General features: G+C 65.6%; 19 protein-coding genes. 8 read left to right on the forward strand and 11 right to left on the reverse strand.

From position 1 onward, the window contains the following. Nucleotides 1–39: 39 nt before the first annotated feature. The 5 genes from ACVC5H_RS08920 to ACVC5H_RS08940 are packed head-to-tail and all read right to left on the reverse strand — an operon-like array spanning nucleotide 40 to nucleotide 4,073. Nucleotides 40–1,668: a methyl-accepting chemotaxis protein gene (locus tag ACVC5H_RS08920; RefSeq protein WP_489621980.1), complete on the reverse strand. Its 1,629-nt coding sequence runs from the start codon at nucleotides 1,666–1,668 to the stop codon at nucleotides 40–42. A gap of 19 nt (nucleotides 1,669–1,687) precedes the next feature. Next, nucleotides 1,688–2,158, reverse strand: a complete 471-nt coding sequence (locus ACVC5H_RS08925) for a DoxX family protein (RefSeq protein ID WP_489621981.1) — start codon at nucleotides 2,156–2,158, stop codon at nucleotides 1,688–1,690. A gap of 12 nt (nucleotides 2,159–2,170) precedes the next feature. Next, complete coding sequence (locus tag ACVC5H_RS08930) at nucleotides 2,171–2,926, reverse strand: HvfC/BufC family peptide modification chaperone (protein ID WP_489621982.1); 756 nt, start codon at nucleotides 2,924–2,926, stop codon at nucleotides 2,171–2,173. Continuing rightward, nucleotides 2,923–3,774 carry an MNIO family bufferin maturase gene (gene bufB, locus ACVC5H_RS08935; protein WP_489621983.1) on the reverse strand — a complete coding sequence of 284 codons (852 nt, stop codon included), beginning with the start codon at nucleotides 3,772–3,774 and terminating at the stop codon, nucleotides 2,923–2,925. Before bufB ends, ACVC5H_RS08930 begins: the two co-directional genes overlap by 4 nt. Nucleotides 3,775–3,794: 20 nt before the next feature. Then, complete coding sequence (locus tag ACVC5H_RS08940) at nucleotides 3,795–4,073, reverse strand: BufA1 family periplasmic bufferin-type metallophore (RefSeq protein ID WP_489621984.1); 279 nt, start codon at nucleotides 4,071–4,073, stop codon at nucleotides 3,795–3,797. A 252-nt stretch (nucleotides 4,074–4,325) separates the two neighbouring features. Here ACVC5H_RS08940 and ACVC5H_RS08945 point away from each other — a divergent pair, with 252 nt between their 5' ends. From ACVC5H_RS08945 to ACVC5H_RS08965, 5 genes are read left to right on the forward strand one after another with little or no spacing between them, the layout of a single operon-like run. Next, complete coding sequence (locus ACVC5H_RS08945) at nucleotides 4,326–4,982, forward strand: DUF1109 domain-containing protein (RefSeq protein ID WP_489621985.1); 657 nt, start codon at nucleotides 4,326–4,328, stop codon at nucleotides 4,980–4,982. A gap of 15 nt (nucleotides 4,983–4,997) precedes the next feature. Continuing rightward, a complete protein-coding gene (locus tag ACVC5H_RS08950) occupies nucleotides 4,998–5,627 on the forward strand; it encodes a sigma-70 family RNA polymerase sigma factor (RefSeq protein WP_489621986.1) in 630 nt (209 codons plus the stop codon). Then, nucleotides 5,624–6,265 (forward strand): NrsF family protein, encoded by a 642-nt coding sequence (locus tag ACVC5H_RS08955; protein ID WP_489621987.1) that lies wholly within the window; start codon nucleotides 5,624–5,626, stop codon nucleotides 6,263–6,265. The genes ACVC5H_RS08950 and ACVC5H_RS08955 overlap by 4 nt, the downstream gene beginning before the upstream one ends. 18 nt (nucleotides 6,266–6,283) lie before the next feature. After that, nucleotides 6,284–6,865 (forward strand): chlorite dismutase family protein, encoded by a 582-nt coding sequence (locus ACVC5H_RS08960; RefSeq protein ID WP_489621988.1) that lies wholly within the window; start codon nucleotides 6,284–6,286, stop codon nucleotides 6,863–6,865. Next, nucleotides 6,862–7,749, forward strand: coding sequence for an HD-GYP domain-containing protein (locus tag ACVC5H_RS08965; protein WP_489621989.1), 888 nt, complete (start codon nucleotides 6,862–6,864; stop codon nucleotides 7,747–7,749). The genes ACVC5H_RS08960 and ACVC5H_RS08965 overlap by 4 nt, the downstream gene beginning before the upstream one ends. Before the next feature lie 70 nt (nucleotides 7,750–7,819). Here ACVC5H_RS08965 and ACVC5H_RS08970 read toward each other — a convergent pair whose 3' ends face one another. After that, nucleotides 7,820–9,634: a methyl-accepting chemotaxis protein gene (locus tag ACVC5H_RS08970; protein WP_489621990.1), complete on the reverse strand. Its 1,815-nt coding sequence runs from the start codon at nucleotides 9,632–9,634 to the stop codon at nucleotides 7,820–7,822. Nucleotides 9,635–9,887: 253 nt separating this feature from the next. After that, nucleotides 9,888–10,655, reverse strand: a complete 768-nt coding sequence (locus ACVC5H_RS08975) for a YdcF family protein (protein ID WP_489621991.1) — start codon at nucleotides 10,653–10,655, stop codon at nucleotides 9,888–9,890. A 159-nt stretch (nucleotides 10,656–10,814) separates the two neighbouring features. On the opposite strand from ACVC5H_RS08975, the gene ACVC5H_RS08980 reads away from it, so the two are divergent. Then, nucleotides 10,815–12,227 carry an HdeD family acid-resistance protein gene (locus ACVC5H_RS08980; RefSeq protein WP_489621992.1) on the forward strand — a complete coding sequence of 471 codons (1,413 nt, stop codon included), beginning with the start codon at nucleotides 10,815–10,817 and terminating at the stop codon, nucleotides 12,225–12,227. Continuing rightward, nucleotides 12,224–13,072 (forward strand): alpha/beta hydrolase, encoded by an 849-nt coding sequence (locus tag ACVC5H_RS08985; RefSeq protein ID WP_489621993.1) that lies wholly within the window; start codon nucleotides 12,224–12,226, stop codon nucleotides 13,070–13,072. The genes ACVC5H_RS08980 and ACVC5H_RS08985 overlap by 4 nt, the downstream gene beginning before the upstream one ends. A gap of 136 nt (nucleotides 13,073–13,208) precedes the next feature. Here the strand turns inward: ACVC5H_RS08985 and ACVC5H_RS08990 are convergent, their stop codons facing one another. From ACVC5H_RS08990 to ACVC5H_RS09000, 3 genes are all read right to left on the reverse strand, one after another. Continuing rightward, nucleotides 13,209–13,340, reverse strand: a complete 132-nt coding sequence (locus tag ACVC5H_RS08990; protein ID WP_489621994.1) for a hypothetical protein — start codon at nucleotides 13,338–13,340, stop codon at nucleotides 13,209–13,211. Between the two features lie 659 nt (nucleotides 13,341–13,999). After that, nucleotides 14,000–14,419, reverse strand: a complete 420-nt coding sequence (locus ACVC5H_RS08995; protein ID WP_489621995.1) for an NAD-GH domain containing protein — start codon at nucleotides 14,417–14,419, stop codon at nucleotides 14,000–14,002. 34 nt (nucleotides 14,420–14,453) lie between these two features. Beyond that, the gene (locus ACVC5H_RS09000; RefSeq protein ID WP_489621996.1) at nucleotides 14,454–15,053 is read right to left on the reverse strand and encodes a gamma-glutamylcyclotransferase; all 600 of its coding nucleotides are present in this window, start codon (nucleotides 15,051–15,053) and stop codon (nucleotides 14,454–14,456) included. 240 nt (nucleotides 15,054–15,293) lie between these two features. On the opposite strand from ACVC5H_RS09000, the gene ACVC5H_RS09005 reads away from it, so the two are divergent. After that, nucleotides 15,294–15,437 (forward strand): hypothetical protein, encoded by a 144-nt coding sequence (locus ACVC5H_RS09005; RefSeq protein WP_157845704.1) that lies wholly within the window; start codon nucleotides 15,294–15,296, stop codon nucleotides 15,435–15,437. A gap of 90 nt (nucleotides 15,438–15,527) precedes the next feature. Here the strand turns inward: ACVC5H_RS09005 and ACVC5H_RS09010 are convergent, their stop codons facing one another. Beyond that, nucleotides 15,528–16,595, reverse strand: a complete 1,068-nt coding sequence (locus ACVC5H_RS09010) for a quinone-dependent dihydroorotate dehydrogenase (RefSeq protein WP_489621997.1) — start codon at nucleotides 16,593–16,595, stop codon at nucleotides 15,528–15,530. Nucleotides 16,596–16,617: the final 22 nt, after the last annotated feature.

The raw sequence follows: 16,617 nt of genomic DNA on the forward strand, positions 1-16,617 counted from the left end.
GTTCGCTCCTCATGGTGTCATCGTCAGCGCGATGTGAATTCATTGGCTCAATGCGGCGAGTTGATGCAGCGGTGCAGAGTCTGTGGCGTCCCTGTCACTGAACGCCGTGGCCTGCGGTGCGGCCAGGGTGAACACGGCCACCGACGCCGTGAGCGTGGCCGCCTGTTCCGTCAGGGCATCAGCCGCCGCTGCGGTCTGTTCGACCAGCGCCGCGTTCTGCTGGGTGGCGCGATCCATATCCGCCAGGCTCAGACTGACCTGGGCGATGCCTTCGGCCTGTTCGCGGGTGGCGGTGGCGATCTCGTTGACGGTGGTCATGACGTTGCCGAATGACTGCACGATCTGGACGATGGCCTGGTCGGCCTCTCTGACCTGCTCGGCGGCCTGGTCGACCGAGCCGATCGAGGTGGTGATCAGGTCCTTGACCTCGCGCGCCGCTTCGGCACTGCGCAGCGCCAGCGAGCGTACTTCGGCGGCCACGACCGCAAAGCCGCGTCCCTGGCTGCCGGCGCGTGCGGCTTCCACCGAAGCGTTGAGCGCCAGGATATTGGTCTGGAAGGCGATCCCATCGATCAGGCTGACGATATCGGAAATGCGTCCTGCACCCGCCGTGACCTGGGCCATGGCGCCGGCAATGCCGCTCATGACCTGGCCTCCGCGTTGCGCATCCCGGGCCGCAGCGGCCGCCAGCGCATTGGTGCGCTCGGCGTGCTGGGCATTGTTTTGTACCGCACCGGAGAGCCGCTCCAGCGTGGCGGCGGTGGCTTCCAGGGTAGTGGCCTGGGCTTGCGTGCGTTGTGCCAGTTCGCCATTGCCCTGGGCGATGTCGGCGGCGCCATGGTGCAGGTCGCGGGTGGCCTCGCGGATGTCGCCGACGGTCCTGGCCACGCCCAGCTGCATGCGCTGCAATGCCGCCAGCAGCACACCGATCTCGTTGCCGGAAATGCCTTGCACCGGCCGGCTCAGGTCACCATCGGCGATGCGGTCGAAATGCGCGGCCGCGCGCTTGAGTGGCTGCAACAGCAGGCGGTCGAACAGCAGCCAGCAGGCACCGATGAGCAGCAGGGATGCCGCCAGCATGGCGATGGCCAGCAGCCGGGCCTGGTCCGCGCGGCGTTCGGAGGCCTGGCGCAGGCCATCCTTGACCTGTTCTGCACGCTGGATCACGGCGCGCAGGGTCGCGGCGAATTCACGGTCGGCGGCTTCGGCGCTGACGGTGGCGGCGGCGTAGTCCTCCAGCGAGACGTCATACAGCGCCACCTCGCGCAGGTTCAGCACCTTGACGTAACTGTCGTAGGCGGCGGAGACCCGCTGTGCCTCGGGCTCGGACAAGGTGTCCGGCGCCAGGCCCCGGCGATAGTCCTCGAAGGCCTTGCGCGCTTCCTGCAGTGCAGCCGAGGCGCGCCGGCTGTAGTCGTTGGACTTGATCTCATCGCCCTTGACCAGGTTGATGTAGGCGTTGTCCATGTTGATCAGGGTGCTCAGGAACAGCCGCTCGGTGTCGTGCAATGGCTGGATGTGGCGGTCAGACAGTTCGATCAGCGCCGTGGTCGCGCGGCTGGCCGAACGTGCGCCCTGCCAGGCCATGCCCACAGCCAGCCACAGCGCCAGGGTGAACAGGCCCAGCACCAACAGCAGGCCGGAACGCAGCTTCATGGTGGTCAACATGATGGTCTCCTGCGAGTGATCAGCGTACGCCCAGGCGCCGGTCCAGCGACCACGCACCGCCGCCGCGTGCGACCAGCAACAGCAGCAGGCCGGCCCAGGACAGATGGGTGGGCCATGCATCGGGATAGACGAAGATTTCGATGACCGCCGTCATGCCCAGCAGCGCCAGCGCGGCGCCGCGGGTGAACAGCCCCAGGATGAGCAGCAGCGGGAAGAAGTGCTCGGCATAGGTGGCCAGGTGCGCCGCCAGTTCGGGCGGCACCAGCGGCAGGCGATATTCCTCCTGGAACAGGACATAAGTACTGTCCTTGATGTCCAGCAAGCCGGTGACCTTGGTACGCCCGGAGAGGAAGAAGATCGAGGCGATCGCCACGCGCGCCACCAGGGCCAGCAAGGACTCGCTGATGAGGCGTGTGGCGAGGTCGGCAGCGCGCGACCAGAGGGAAGTGCGCGTCTGCTCGGTGGCAGGCAGGGTGACTGGCTGGTTCATGGGGTTCTCCGTTCAGTGAAACGAGGTGAAGGCGTCGGCCTGGACCAGCTGGCCCAGCATGGCGCCGATATCCAGGCCGGGTTCATGCGCCAGGGCCTGGCCGGCTGCGCTGGCAATGCTGCAGCCATCGCGGCAGGCTTCCAGAAAGCGGCAGCCGCCCAGGCTCAGGGGTTGCCATTGCACGTGGGCGTGGGGGCGGGTGAGCAGGGCGCCTTCGCCCTGCCATTCAGGGCTCAGTTCGGTATCGCCGTCCTCGCTGCGGTTGGCGTCCCAGATGGTGTAGACCGGATGCAGCGGGTCGTGATGCCAGCGGCTGGCGGCATGCGGTACCAGGGTGACATCCTGGCCTCGCTCCAGCGCGACGTGCAGGGCCGATACGTCCAGCAGGGGCTGGTCGGCGGCCAGGTGGGATTCGGTCCAGCAGCGATCCAGCGTGGCGATGCCGGGCAGGTAAGGCAGTTCGCGCGCGGCGTCCAGCGTGCCGAGAAATTCGGCAAAGCCTTCGCCATAGGCAATCAGGCTGGCCTGGCGCGGCAAGTGCCGATGCGCAAATTCCAGCGCGGCCGATTCCATCCAGGCGCTGCCCACCAGACGGTGGACGGCCGGATAGTTGGCCAGCAGTGCATCGGCGCAGCCCTTGAAAACGGTATTGCGATAGACCGCAAAGGCCGGCTGGGCCAGCAGCGCGCCGACGCCGGGATCATCGCTGCGGCCGTTGAGGATGGCCTCCAGGAAGGCGTCGTAATAGCGGCTGTCGGGCGCGTTCATGCGGTTTGCTCCTCTTGTGCAGCCATCACCGGTTGCAGCAAGGTACTGGCGCGCTCGCGCTCGGCCAGCAGTGCGTCGAAGGCCGGGACGTTGCCGTCGCGTTCGATCAGCGTGGGCCGGACACCGGTGCGCGCCAGCAGATGCTGGTACAGCGCCCACACCGGGGCCGCAATCGGGGCGTCATGCGAATCGACCAGCAGGCCGGGCAGGCTGGCATCGGCGCTGTGGCCGGCCAGGTGGATTTCGAGAATGTCGTCGGCCGGCAACTGATCCAGATACTGGCGGGCATCAATGCCCAGGTTGCAGGCGCTCACGTACACATTGTTGACGTCGACCAGCAAGCCGCAACCGGTGCGGCGCACCAGCTCCTGCAGGAATTCCGGTTCGCTCCAGCTGTGCTGGTCCATGCGCAGATAGTGGGAAGGATTTTCCAGCGCGATGCGGCGCTTCAAGACATCCTGGGTCCGGCTGATGTTGGCGGCCAGCTGCGCCAGGGTCTCGGCGGTACGCGGCACCGGCAGCAGGTCGGGCAGGTAATGGCCACCGGCGCGCGACCAGGCCAGGTGCTCGGAGATCAGTACCGGTTCGATGCGCTCGGCCAGCTGCGCCAGCTGGCGCAGGTGACCGGGATCGGGCGCGTCGGGCCCGGCCAGTGACAGCGACACCCCGTGCAAGGCCACCGGATGCTGCTCCCGGATGGCGTGCAGCCAGGCCAGTCGGGGGCCGCCGTCCATCAGGTAGTTCTCCGGATGGACTTCGAACCACAGGCCCGGTGCCGGGCAGGCCAGCGCTGCATCGAAATGCTGGGGCTTCAGGCCCAGGCCGGCGGTGAGGAGGTGCGCTGTCATGGCGACGGATTCCCGTTGGCTCAGATCGGCTTGAGCGAACCCATGCCGCGCGGGGTCTTGATGGAGGTGCAGGTACCGGCAGGGACGTTCTTCCAGGCGTTGCCCTGGTAATCCATCTTGGCGGTACCGGCGCAGGTGGTGCCTTCGCCGGCCTTGCAGTCGTTCTGGCCGGCCATGGAGACGCCATAGCACTTCTCGACGGCGGTCTTGTTCATCGGTTGCTTGTCTTGTGCCATGGCCACGCCCGAAGCGAGGGTAGCGAGGGTCAGGGCGGCGGTGGCGACGAGGCGGTGGTTCATGGTGTGCTCCTAAAAAAGGGATGATGTGGAAGATGACACTGATCGGTACCAGCCCGTGTATTGCTCCAGGCGGCCGATCTGATGGTTAATTCGCAGGCGGAGGCTGGCCGGTTACAGCGGATCGAAAATTTTTTGAAGGAATATTTTTCGCGGCGGCTGTAACCAAAACGGTTTTATGAACGAATACACAAGAGAGCGCGCCGTTGCGCAGTCCGCCCGCAGGGGCTACACAGGGGGATGTGAATGAAAACGATGGAATTGGTCAATATGCTGGCCACCGGCACCGGAGGTTCTGCCGGCCCCGGCCAGCGCACCCTGGTGCGCAACGTGGCCGCGCGCATGGCCGTGGCGCTGGCCTTGGGGCTGATGGGGGCGGCGCTGCTGCTGGCCATCCTTTACGGGGTGCGCAGCGATCTGCGCGAGTTGTTGCAGCAGCCGCTGTTCTGGATGAAGGTCTCGTTTCCGCTGGCTGCACTATTGGCGGGACAACTGGCCGCGTCCCGGCTGGCGCTGCCGGGCATGCGCATCGGCCTGGCACCGGCAGCGGGATTGCTGTTGCCGCCGGCCCTGCTGTGGCTGGCCGGTGGCAGCTGGCTGGCGCTGGCGCCGCCCTCGCAGCGTCTGGAACTGCTGCTGGGCAGCAGCTGGGAGGTGTGTTCGGCCAATGTGGCCTTGCTGTCGCTGCCCACCCTGGCGGCCATGCTGTGGTTCCTGCGCGGGCTGGCGCCTACCCGGCTGCGCGCGGCAGGCGCGGTGGCCGGGTTGGTGGCGGGGGCACAGGGCGTGCTAGTCTATTCACTTTATTGCGTGGAGATGGCGCCGCCGTTCTGGGGCGTCTGGTATGTACTGGGGGTGGCGCTGCCGACGGGGGCTGGCGCCTTGTGCGGCCCATGGCTGCTTCGTTGGTGATTTCGCGGCATTGCCATGACTGAAAGTCCTTTCCTGTTGGCCACTGGCGGCCCGGTCTTGCCGGATGATGTGGCGGGCCGTCCCGGCAAACCGTCGCATCCTGCCGAGGAGCGCCTGCGCATGCTGCTGCTGGCCGGCCTTGACGGCGATGCCGTGGCCTATCGCCATTTCCTCGCCGAGCTCAGCGGCCGTCTGCGCGCCTTCCTGCGCAAGCGTCTGGTCCACCTGCAGGATGACGTCGAGGATGTGGTGCAGGAAACCCTGCTGGCCATCCACAACGCACGCCATACCTATCGCCCTGAGCAGCCCTTGACGGCCTGGGTGCATGCCATTGCCCGCTACAAGCTGATGGATTTCCTGCGCGCCCGTTCACGTCGTGAAGCCTTCCACGATCCGCTGGAAGAAGAGCACGACCTGCTGGCCACCTGCGACGACGAACCGGCCCAGGCCCGGCGCGACGTCGGCGCCCTGCTGGAGGAGTTGCCCGACAAGCAGCGCCTGCCGATCCTGCACGTCAAGCTGGAAGGTCTGTCGGTGGCCGAGACGGCGCAACTGACGGGGATGTCGGAATCGGCCGTCAAAGTGGGCATCCATCGCGGCCTCAAGGCCCTGGCCCTGAAGATACGGGAGAAACTGCAAACATGAAGACTGAAGACCTCATTTCCATGATGTCCAGCGGCGTGGCGCCGGTGGACCGCCGCCTGCCGGCCAGGCAGATGGCCCAGGCACTGCTGCTGGGCGGCCTGGGTTCGCTGCTGCTGATGCTGGCGATCTACGGGCTGCGCCCCGACCTCACCGTGATGCTGGGTGTGCCCCTGTTCTGGATCAAGCTGGCCCTGCCGACGACGCTGGCCGTGGGCGCCATGCTGGTGCTGCGGCGCCTGGTACGTCCGGGGTTGCGCGTGGGCGTGCGCTGGGCGGGCATCGCCTTGCCCAGTCTGGTGGTCTGGGCCGGTGGTGCGCTGGTGCTGGTCAGTGCGCCGGTAGCCCAGCGCCTGCCGCTGCTCATGGGCATCAGCTGGCGTAGCTGCCCCTTCAATATCGCGCTGCTGTCCGTTCCGCTGTTCATCGGCATTTTCTGGGCCGTGCGCGGCATGGCACCGACGCGCCTGCGCCTGACCGGTGCGGTTGCGGGGCTGCTGGCCGGGGCGACTGCGACGATGGTGTATTGCCTGCATTGTCCCGAGATGGGAGTTCCATTCTGGGGCGTCTGGTACCTCTTGGGCATCCTCATTCCGGCAGCGGTGGGCTTGCTGCTGGGTCCGCGCCTGTTGCGCTGGTAATTTCCGGAGAGACTGAGCATGAGTGTGATCCCTACGGCCTTCGTGGCCGGCAGCAGCGGCGCGTGGCGCATCGAGCGCGTCAGTCCCGTGGTGGGCCACCCGCTGGCGCTGGCCGAACGGCTGGCCGTTCTCGATCCCGCCGAGGTGGACGCCGCCACGGCCGCCCGCGCGCAGTGGCGCCTGGATGGCACGACCGGCCATCCGCGCTATGCCACGCGGCGCGAACTCGATACCTTGGGCGCGGTACAGCAGGGCCTGGGCCGGCCGGAGGCACGTTGCGCTGCACTCATCCCGATTCGCAAGACGGCGGCCTGGTGGGCGCTGGGGCAGGACGAGCGCCGTGCCATCCTGGAAGAACAATCGCACCACATCGCCATCGGGCTGGAATATCTTCCGCCCATCGCCCGCCGTCTCTACCATGCACGCGAACTGGGGCAGCCCTTCGATTTCCTGACCTGGTTCGAATATGCACCGGAACACGCCGCTGCCTTCGAAGAACTGGTCGGCCGCTTGCGCGAGAGCGCCGAATGGAATTTCGTTGACCGCGAGGTTGATATCCGCCTGATTCACGATGATGATTCCCGAGGAGTAACCGGATGAGTTTGCTTTCCCTGTGGCAGCGTGCCACGCGCAAGACCGTCGCGCGCCAGGCCGCGCGTGACGAGCAGTTGCTGATGAGCCTGTTCCTGCTCGCCTGGGCGGTGGAGGCGCGCGATCCCTACACGGGGGGCCATCTGTGGCGGGTGGCGCGGCTCTCGCGCCTGCTGGCCGAGTCGGCCGGATTGCCGCCGCAGCAGGTGGCGCGCATCACCATCGGTGCTTTCCTGCATGACCTGGGCAAGATCGGCATTCCCGATGCCGTGCTGGGCAAGAAATCGCGCCTAGACGAGACCGAATATGCCGTCATCAAGACCCATCCGGAGATCGGCTATCGGATGCTGGCCGGCCACCCGCTGGCCGCCCTGGCCGAAGACGCCGTGCTGCTGCATCACGAAACCCCCGATGGCCGTGGCTATCCCTATGGACGGCGCGGCGAGGACATCCCGCTGGCTGCGCGCATCGTCGGCATCTGTGATGCCTTCGACGCCATGACCAGTACGCGTCCCTATCGCAGCGGCATGCCCATTGCACGCGCGATGGAGATCATCGAGGGCGAGCTGGGCAAGCAATTCGATGCCTCATTGGGCCGGCTCTTCATCGGCTTGCAGGAACATGCGGAACTGGCTCACATCGTCGGCCACAGCGACGAGGGCATTCCCTTGCAACGCTGCCTGTCCTGCGGCCCGGTGGTGGTGCGGCCGCGCCATGCGTCGGCGGGCGATACGCTGTACTGCCCGGCCTGCCATAGCGAATACACCATTGCGCCGCATGACCAGGGCCTCATTGCCACCGGCAAGCAGGACACGGCGCGCGCCCTGGCGGTGGCGCCCGATAGCGGCCTGATCGGCCGCCTGGTGGGTGAAAACCTGGCAGCGCTGGCCTGAATCAATCGCCCGGCGCACCCAATGAAAAAGCCCGCACAAGGCGGGCTGGCTACGCAGGAATCGGGGTGCTTCAGAAGGTTTCCCAATCTCCGTCATCTGCCCCGGCCGGCAGGCGCGAGGCTTTGCCGGCTGGCTTGGCAGCGGCTGTTTCCGCTTTGTCTGTCTTCGGCGCTGCAGCAGGTTTGGCGGGTGCGGCCTTGGGGGCGGCGATGGCCGCACGGGCGGCTTGCGGTGCAGCTGGCTTGCGCGATGCCGCTGCGGCCGGGGCTACGGCAGGGGCCGGCCGCGCTGCCGGCTTGGCAGTCACCGGCGTGACCGTCGTTGCGTGGGGCTGGCTGCCATCGATCTGGAAATGCCCCACCAGTCCGGCCAGGGTGGCCGCCTGGTCCTGTAGCGATTGCGCGGCGGCAGCGGCTTGTTCCACCAGTGCGGCGTTCTGCTGTGTACCCTCGTCCATCTGCGTGATGGCGCGGCCGACTTCGGCGATGCCAGCGCTCTGTTCCTGGCTGGCCGAGCTGATCTCGCCGACGATATCGGTGACGCGGCGCACGCTGGCCACCACTTCGGTCATGGTGGCGCCGGCCTGTTCGACCAGCTTGCTGCCGGTATCGACCTTGGTCACCGAGTCGTCGATGAGGGTCTTGATTTCCTTGGCTGCCGAAGCCGAGCGCTGGGCCAGCGAACGCACTTCCGAGGCCACCACCGCAAAGCCGCGGCCCTGCTCGCCAGCACGGGCCGCTTCCACCGCCGCGTTGAGCGCCAGGATGTTGGTCTGGAAAGCGATGCCGTCGATCACGCCGATGATGTCGGCAATCTTGCGTGAACTGTCGGTAATGCCTTCCATGGTCTGCACCACCTGGCCCACCACGCTGCCGCCCTGGATCGCCACTTCGGAGGCCGATTCGGCCAGCTGGTTGGCCTGGCGGGCATTGTCGGCGTTCTGCTTGACGGTGGCCGTCAGTTCTTCCATGGCCGATGCGGTTTCCTCGATGGATCCGGCTTGCTGCTCGGTGCGGTGTGACAGGTCTAGGTTGCCGCTGGCGATTTCGTGGCTGGCCGTGGCAATGGTGTCGGCCGAGGTCTTGATGTTGGCGATGGTGCCCAGGAGCGAATCGCGCATGCTGCGCACGGCGTAGAGGAGGCTGCTCCGGTCGCCGGGCGCGGTCTCGATGTTGGGGGTGAGGTCGCCCTGGGCGATCCGGTTGGCCACCTCGGCGGCCTTGGCCGGATCGCCGCCGACGGTGCGCAGGATGCCGCGGTTGATCACGATCACCAGCGCCACCAGGGCGGCGGCCACCACGGCGAAAAGGATCGCCATCTGGGTCAGGGTACGCATGAAGGCCGCGTTGATGTCATCCATGTAGGCGCCGGTGGTCAGGTTCCAGTCCCAGGGCTGATAGGCAATCACGAAGGAGGTCTTGGGCACCGGCTTGTCGGCGCCCACCTTGGGCCACAGGTAGTTGACGAAGCCGCCGCCGGGTTTGCTGCCGGCCTTGGTGATCTCGACGAACAGGTTGGTGCCGGCCGGGTCCTTGAAGTTGGTCAGGTCCTTGCCATCCAGTTCGGTCTTGATCGGGTGCATGATGATGATCTGAGCCGAGGTGGAAATCGAGAAGTAGCCATCGGTGCCGTAGCGCAGGCTCTTCACGGCGGCCTTGGCGCGCTTTTGTGCTTCTTCCTTGGTGAGGGCGCCGCTGTCGGCCAGCGCGCCGTAGGCCTTGACCATGGACAGCGCGGTCTGGCCGATGTTGCTGAGGTCGTTCTTGCGCTCTTCCAGGCGCACGTCGCGCACCATGAAGGCGCTGAAGACGGAAATAGCCAGCAGTGCAATGAGGCTAAGTACGAGTGGCAGCCACAGCTTTTTGCTGAAGGACAACTGGCCCATGAGGTGATCTCCCAATTTGTGTCAAAGTGCCCTTGGCGTCGTTGCGCCGGGGCGATTGCGCCTTGCCGTGCAGGCTGGATGCATCGCCTTCTGTGAGCATTGTTGTTTCGAAGTGAAGCTTGTTGGTCACGGGCTTTGCAGGCGGAATACTCGCGACTTTCTCACTTTACTGCCGTGTTGCCAGGATGAATGCCGAAACAGGAGGAGCAAGTGTGCTCATTTTTGCGCTTGGCTTGTGCTGCACTGCACGCTTTTACTGACCAACGGCAGTGCGAGCGCGATACCACAGCTGGCCGATCCGCTCCCGCAGGGCATAACTGGCCAGTTCCAGATTGCCGGCGCGCGGCAGGATATCGGTCGGACGTGCGCGGGCGTTGCCGAAGAACAGGGTGGGCGCGGCCTGCACCTGCAGACCCGTCTGCGCGAATGCACGCATGGCGCGCGGCATGTGGATGCTGTCGGTGACCAGCAGGATACGCTCGACGCCATCGGCCTTGAGCATGGCGGCCGAATAACTGGCGTTCTGGGCGGTGGTGTCGGCGCGGGCTTCCTGCCAGCGGACCGGCACGTCGAAGTCGCGCTGCAGGTCGCGCGCCATCAACGATGCTTCGCTTTCCGGCGAACCGTCAGGGCTGCCGCCCGTCACCAGGATCGGCAAGCCGGTCTGGCGCGCCAGGTAGGCGCCATATTGCAGCCGCTTCATGCCGATGGCGGTGGAATCATCGCTGCCACCGTATTCCGGGGCCTGGTCCACGCGGCCTGCGCCCAGGATGACGATGGCCTGGGCATTGCCGGGGCTGGACAGGGCGGGATATTGCGCTTCCAGCGGCCGGATCACCCAGCGGGCGCCGATGCGCGTACTGAGCACCAGCAGCACCGCCATTCCCAGCAGCATCAAGGCCAGCCCGGCACGTGGCGCACGGCGCCGCAGCCACCAGCCGGCCAGGCACAGCAGCACGGGCGAGACGGGCGGCAGCAAGAGGCTGCTGGCAAGGGCGGAGATCAGGACCGGCAAGGACATGGACATGAACATGGGGCGGCGGCAAGAGGAAGTCAGCCCGGCATTGTGCGCGATTGCGTGTGCTTGATCCAGCCTTGCACCCTGCCGATTTGCCTCGCTGCAGCGAATCCCCGAGAATGCGGGATCGCAAAGGGAAGGGCGCAAGCCCAAGGGAATGCCGTGATACGACTCGTCTTGTTATTGCTGGGCGCCGATTTCATCCGCCGCAATTGGCACGCCCTCGCCGTCGCCGGCCTGGCCTGGGGCACCATCGGCGTCTCGCTGATGATCGATGCGCTCGACGGCGTGCTCAATTTCCCGCTGACCCTGTTCGGCTACCTGCTCTTGCTGGAAAGCCTGGTCACCCTGTGGGTGGCCAACAGTGGCATGGGTGCGCAGAAGACGCTGCGCCAGGTCAAGGGCGGGCTGTTCCTGCTCATTGCAGTGCTGGTCATCACCCAGCACCAGGCCAGCAACATGGCGCTGGCCATGCTCTTTGGCATTGCCTTCACCATCGGCGGCGCCCTGCAGATCACCTCGGCGCTGGTGGTGCGCTTCCCGCGCTGGCGCGCGGCCATGTTCGGCGGCATCGTGCAGATCGTGCTGGCGATCGTCTTCTTCCAGCCCTATCCCACGCATTACAAGGGCACCGTGCCGTATTGCCTGGCGCTGGGCCTGATCTTTGGCGGCTGGAACATGATCTGGCTGGCCCTGCGCAGCCGCATGCTGCCGCAGCAGGCCGCGGCCGACGTGCTGGCCGAGCGCAACGGCAGCGATGAGCGGCCCTTCGATGCCGGCCTGCATGATGGCGCGCCCGACCTGCAGGCGCTGCTGCTCGGCCCGGCCCCGGCCACGCCCGCAGCCGGGCCGCTGCCGCCCATGACGGTACACGTGTGGACCCCCACCGGCAGCGCCAGGGGACCGGCGCGGCGGCAGCCGGTGATCGATCGCTACATCGCCGCCGTCGACATCCATGGCGTCATCTCGACCGGCCATGCGGCGCTGGAGATCCTGCCCGATCTGTACATCAGCCTGTACCCGGCCGAGGAAATCGACCGCTCGCCGGACCAGTTCGCCCGCCTCTTGCGGGCCACCGCCGACAATGACGTCAAAGGTCGCTACCTGGCGGATTACCGCAGCGAGGCTGCGGCCTGGTGCGAATCGACCGAGAAGATCGTCTTCCGCGACTACCGCCGGGCTTCGCTGGACCGCTTCTGGCAGCATTACCGCCAGACCGAGGTCTACAACCTGACCTACCGCAACTGTTCCAGCACCGTCGCGCATGCACTGGAGGCGGCGCTGGAAGGCGTCATCGGCGGGCGCGACCGGCATTGGTTCAATGCGATGCGGATGATGTTCACCCCTGAAATCTGGGTCGCCAGCCAGATCCGCAAACGCGCCGTCACCATGGCCTGGACCCCTGGCATGGTGCTGGACTATGCGCGTGCGCTGCGGGCGGTAGTGCATCCGCGTCCGCTCTCCTGGGCGGCCTCGCTGCACCTGGCGCTGCGCCAGAGCCGCCGCCTGCGCAAGGGCTGGCGCGCGCGGCGCGTTGATGACAACCCGGCCCCTTCCACCATCGAGAGACCATGAGCCACCCCATCCCCGTGCAGGAACACTGGATCGACGCCGCCGACGGCACCCGCCTCTTTTGCCGCGACTGGCTGCTGCCCGGTGCCACCGCAGCCGTGCAGATGGTGCATGGCCTGGGCGAGCACGGCGGGCGCTATGGTGCGCTGGCGCGCCTGTTCAACGAGGCTGGCATGTCGGTACGCATTTGCGACCATCGCGGCCACGGCCATTCGGCCGGGCGGCAGGGTAGCCTGATTCAGCCGGACGACCTGCTGCGCGACCTGAAACAGAGCTTCGATGATTTCAGCCGCCGCACCCAGTGCACGCCGGTTCTGTTCGGCCACAGCATGGGCGGGCTGGTGGCGGCGCGGTTTGCTACCGGTGGCTTCAGCCCGGTGCGCGCGCTGGCCTTGTCTTCGCCGGCACTGGCGCTGGACCTGTCAGGCTGGCAGCGGCTGCTGCTGAAGGTCTCCTCGGCCATCGCCCCCGGCCTGGCACTGCCGACGGCCTTGCCGGCCCAGCGCATCTCGCATGACCCGCATCAGGTGCGGGCCTATCGGGAGGATCCGCTGAACCACGGCAAGATCGCGCCGCGCATGCTCAACTTCATGTTGGACGCCATGCACCAGGCGGCCCGCGATGCCGGGCAATTCACCCGGCCGGTGCTGCTGCAGGTGGCCGGCGACGATGCCTTCGTGGCACCGCGCGGCAGCCGGGCGTTCTTCGAGGCCTTGCCGGGGCCGCACAAGACGCTGCACTGGTATGCCTCGGCCTACCATGAGATCTTCAACGAGCAAGCCGGGCTGCGCGAGCAGGCCATGCACGATTTGCGAGAGTGGCTGCGACAGTTGCCCTCAGCGGAATAAGAAAGACCGGGGCGCTGGTCAGTGAGAAGAGGATAGGCAAAAGCCCGCGTAAAGCGGGTTCGCCATTAACCTGGAATTACGCATGTAAAGAGCCGTGACGGGCTCCGTGAGGAGCCAATCCGGCGCTTTTCTTTATTCAGGGCTGTCCGCTGGGAACGTTCTTGAACTGGCAGCGGCTGTCAAAGCCGACGAAGCCGGGCGCGCAGGCACAGCCCTGCAGGGCCATCAGGAGGGTAGAGGCGGCGAGGAGAAAGGCAAGTCGCTTCATGCATCACTTTCGTTGCGTTGGCGAAGCTTGCGAGTGTAATGCTCTGCAGCCGCTTTGCAAGTGCGGGCATACGCTTGAGTTTGGTAAGCTTGAACCTTCTCAGATATCAGCAATGATGATAATGGTGCAAATGCGCACCGAAAAAGTGCAAATCTTGATGGCGTGAGCCCAAAAAGAAAAAGCGGCTTGTCAGCGTTGCAACGCGACAATGACCGCTTTTCAAGACTGCTCCGTAACCTTGCGCCGCCTCTTTATGGAGGCTGGCGATGGCCCGGCCAGGGGGCTGCTTACTTGACCGAAATCAGGTAGCGCGCGACCATGGCGCCGATGAGCAGGGTGTACGGGAGGATGTCGGCGACGATGTTCATGGTGAGCTCCGTGAGGAAAAAATTGATCTGTTGCATTGCAATATATTCGCTTCACGGGCGCGCTTCCAATTTTGAATCCCAATACCAGTTATCTAGTTCGTGAATAATGTTGCCGGGCGGCGTCGCTGTGGCCGTATTGTTGGAAAAAAATCCTTATAAATCAATGTATTGTGTAATTTGTTCGGAGCGGGAACAGGCTGCCACCTGGTACAGTGTTTCATCCGTACGACAGCGGCAGTGTCGGAAAACAACGTAATCCGATGCTGTGTGTTGTGGGCGATGCCGCGCGGCTTACTTGGCCAGCTCCATCGTCAGGCCGCGCAGCTCGGTGTTGATCTGCACCTGATAGTTACCGCCCTGGGACACGGGCAGGGTCAGCCGGGCCACTGCGGCGGCCGCGTTGCTGCTCAGCGGCTGCGCACGCTTGACGCTGAAATCGTAGCTGCCGGGCTTGAGCCAGATCGAGAGGTGTTCGCCACCGGCGATCTGGGCCAGCACCACGTCGTTGATGGCCAGTTCCAGCAACTCGTTGTTGAGCAGGCCGCCGGCGCGGCTGAAGGTGATCTGCGACAGGCCTGCGGCCTGCTCGGTCATGCTCTTGATGTAGACGCGGGCGGGGGGAATGTCCCCGCTGGCGGTACGCTGGATCGGGGTGGTGCAGGCGGCCAGGGTCAGGGCGATGGTGAGGCCGGCGGCGAAGGTCTTGATCATGTTCTTCTTCCTTGTTGAGTGTGCAATGCGGTGCTCAGGGCTGTGGCGCGGACGATAGCAAGGCCTGCTGCGGAGCCAGTTGCAGCAGATGGCGTTCGATGGCGAAGACGTGGCTGTCTTCGGCCCCCAGCTCGCGCAGGGCCTGGGCCAGCTTGAGCAGGTACTCGCTGTTGCGCCCGCTGGGACCAGCCGCGCCGGCGATCTGGCGGGCGATCTCCAGCTCGCTGGCCGGGCCGGCGAAGGCTTCGTTGTCCTCGGCGGCGATGTAGATCAGGCCCTCGGCCTGTTGGCCGTCTTCGAATGTCATCGCCGTGGCCAGACGCAGATACCCGTTCTTTTCACGGTGATCCAGATGGGCAAAGACTTCCGGCGTGATCAGGTAGGCCATGCCGGCGCACACGGCGCCTTCCTCCGGCACCAGCGTCACCACGCGCCCGGGCGCTTCGGCGGTGCCACGGTGATCGTGCGAGCTTTGCCAGAAGCGCCGCGCCCAGCCTGTGATGTGCGCCGCACGGCGCTCCAGGTAGGGAAAGTCGGCCTTGAAAATGATCGAGCCGTAACCGAACAGCCAGACACTGGCGTGGTCATCGAAACGGCGCATCTCACGATTGATGGCGATGGTATTGACGGACATGGACACAATGCAGGGCGACGGTCTGGCCGCCGGAAGCCTGCCATTATAGAGGGGACGGCCAACCGGTTTCGAGCGAAAACTTTCACTCATAGTTGCCGTATGGTGATCTTTTGCGCATAAAATGGCGCCTGCCGGCCCGATGTGCTGCCCGCAGAGGCCCATTCTGCGGTGCTGTCCGCCTGCCCTCGGGCGAGGGAGTGCGGCCATCACGGGCCTCATCCGAATTTTCAGGGGAATATCATGCGTGTCGTCGTCATGCTGCTGACGCTGGTCGTCGGCGTTGTGCTGGCCGGTTGCGAAAAGACCGATTTTGAAAAGAAGTCCGAATCCGATGCCAATGCGCGCCGGATCTTCAACCTCAAGAAGGAGTCGTCCAAGGACTGAGCGAGGCATTGATCGGATCGGCCTACGCCGCCGCAAAGAAGAACAGCAGGCACCTGGCCTGCTGTTTTCGTTTGTACGTGCCGTGATGGCTCAGTGGTGAGCCGCCGCAGCAGCCACCGGAGCGCGCAGCGCCTCGGCGCATTCATGCACCAGCGCCGGTCCCTGGTAGATCAGACCGGTATAGAGCTGCACCAGTGATGCGCCAGCATCGATCTTGGCGCGTGCATCGGCACCGCTGAAGATGCCGCCCACACCGATGATGGGCAGGGCATCGCCCACTTCGGCCTTCAGCCCGCGGATCACCTGGTTGGACAGCTCCAGCACCGGCTTGCCCGACAGCCCGCCGGCTTCTTCCCCATGCGGCATGCCTTGCACGGCATCGCGGGTGATGGTGGTGTTGGTGGCGATGACGCCATCGATCTGGTGGCGCAGCAGCGCGTCGGCGACGTTCTTGACCTGTTCCATATCCATGTCCGGCGCGATCTTCAGCGCCACCGGCACGTAGCGGCCATGGCGGTCGGCCAGGCGGCGCTGGGCCGATTTCAGCTGCGACAGCAGCGCATCCAGTTCGGAGGCGCCCTGCAGCTGGCGCAGGTTCTTGGTGTTGGGTGAAGAAATGTTCACCGTCACATAGCTGGCGTAGGGATAGACCTTTTCCAGGCAGTGGACATAATCCTCGGCGGCGCGCTCGATGGGGGTATCGGCGTTCTTGCCGATGTTCAGGCCCAGCACGCCCTGGCGTTCCTGGTAGAAGCGCGAGGATTGCACATTGGCCACGAAGGCATCCACGCCGCCATTGTTGAAGCCCATGCGATTGATCACGGCGCTGGCGGCCGGCAGGCGGAACATGCGCGGCAGCGGATTGCCCGGCTGGGCGCGCGGCGTGACCGTGCCGACTTCGATGAAACCGAAGCCCAGCGCGGCCAGGCCGTCGATGTAGGCGCCATCCTTGTCCAGCCCGGCGGCCATGCCGACCGGGTTGGGGAAGGTGATGCCCATGACCGTGCGCGGGTCTGCGGCCGGTTTCTTGGTGATGAAATCGGTCAGGCTGTAGCGTGCGGCGCAGCGCAGCGCGGGCAGCACCAGGTGGTGCGCGGTTTCGGGTTCCAGGGAAAACAGTAGCGGACGCGCGAGCGCGTAGAGGAATTTGTCGGACACGATGGGACGATCAGGAAAGGAA

The organism is Herbaspirillum sp. Her3 (assembly GCF_057961275.1).

What these genes read in the sequence shown, in the direction of transcription:
- ACVC5H_RS08920 (WP_489621980.1), bottom strand. Translation starts at nt 1,668, where the DNA reads ATGTTGACCACCATGAAGCTGCGTTCCGGCCTGCTGTTGGTGCTGGGC.
- ACVC5H_RS08925 (WP_489621981.1), bottom strand. Translation starts at nt 2,158, where the DNA reads ATGAACCAGCCAGTCACCCTGCCTGCCACCGAGCAGACGCGCACTTCC.
- ACVC5H_RS08930 (WP_489621982.1), bottom strand. Translation starts at nt 2,926, where the DNA reads ATGAACGCGCCCGACAGCCGCTATTACGACGCCTTCCTGGAGGCCATC.
- bufB (WP_489621983.1), bottom strand. Translation starts at nt 3,774, where the DNA reads ATGACAGCGCACCTCCTCACCGCCGGCCTGGGCCTGAAGCCCCAGCAT.
- ACVC5H_RS08940 (WP_489621984.1), bottom strand. Translation starts at nt 4,073, where the DNA reads ATGAACCACCGCCTCGTCGCCACCGCCGCCCTGACCCTCGCTACCCTC.
- ACVC5H_RS08945 (WP_489621985.1), top strand. Translation starts at nt 4,326, where the DNA reads ATGGAATTGGTCAATATGCTGGCCACCGGCACCGGAGGTTCTGCCGGC.
- ACVC5H_RS08950 (WP_489621986.1), top strand. Translation starts at nt 4,998, where the DNA reads ATGACTGAAAGTCCTTTCCTGTTGGCCACTGGCGGCCCGGTCTTGCCG.
- ACVC5H_RS08955 (WP_489621987.1), top strand. Translation starts at nt 5,624, where the DNA reads ATGAAGACTGAAGACCTCATTTCCATGATGTCCAGCGGCGTGGCGCCG.
- ACVC5H_RS08960 (WP_489621988.1), top strand. Translation starts at nt 6,284, where the DNA reads ATGAGTGTGATCCCTACGGCCTTCGTGGCCGGCAGCAGCGGCGCGTGG.
- ACVC5H_RS08965 (WP_489621989.1), top strand. Translation starts at nt 6,862, where the DNA reads ATGAGTTTGCTTTCCCTGTGGCAGCGTGCCACGCGCAAGACCGTCGCG.
- ACVC5H_RS08970 (WP_489621990.1), bottom strand. Translation starts at nt 9,634, where the DNA reads ATGGGCCAGTTGTCCTTCAGCAAAAAGCTGTGGCTGCCACTCGTACTT.
- ACVC5H_RS08975 (WP_489621991.1), bottom strand. Translation starts at nt 10,655, where the DNA reads ATGTCCTTGCCGGTCCTGATCTCCGCCCTTGCCAGCAGCCTCTTGCTG.
- ACVC5H_RS08985 (WP_489621993.1), top strand. Translation starts at nt 12,224, where the DNA reads ATGAGCCACCCCATCCCCGTGCAGGAACACTGGATCGACGCCGCCGAC.
- ACVC5H_RS08990 (WP_489621994.1), bottom strand. Translation starts at nt 13,340, where the DNA reads ATGAAGCGACTTGCCTTTCTCCTCGCCGCCTCTACCCTCCTGATGGCC.
- ACVC5H_RS08995 (WP_489621995.1), bottom strand. Translation starts at nt 14,419, where the DNA reads ATGATCAAGACCTTCGCCGCCGGCCTCACCATCGCCCTGACCCTGGCC.
- ACVC5H_RS09000 (WP_489621996.1), bottom strand. Translation starts at nt 15,053, where the DNA reads ATGTCCGTCAATACCATCGCCATCAATCGTGAGATGCGCCGTTTCGAT.
- ACVC5H_RS09005 (WP_157845704.1), top strand. Translation starts at nt 15,294, where the DNA reads ATGCGTGTCGTCGTCATGCTGCTGACGCTGGTCGTCGGCGTTGTGCTG.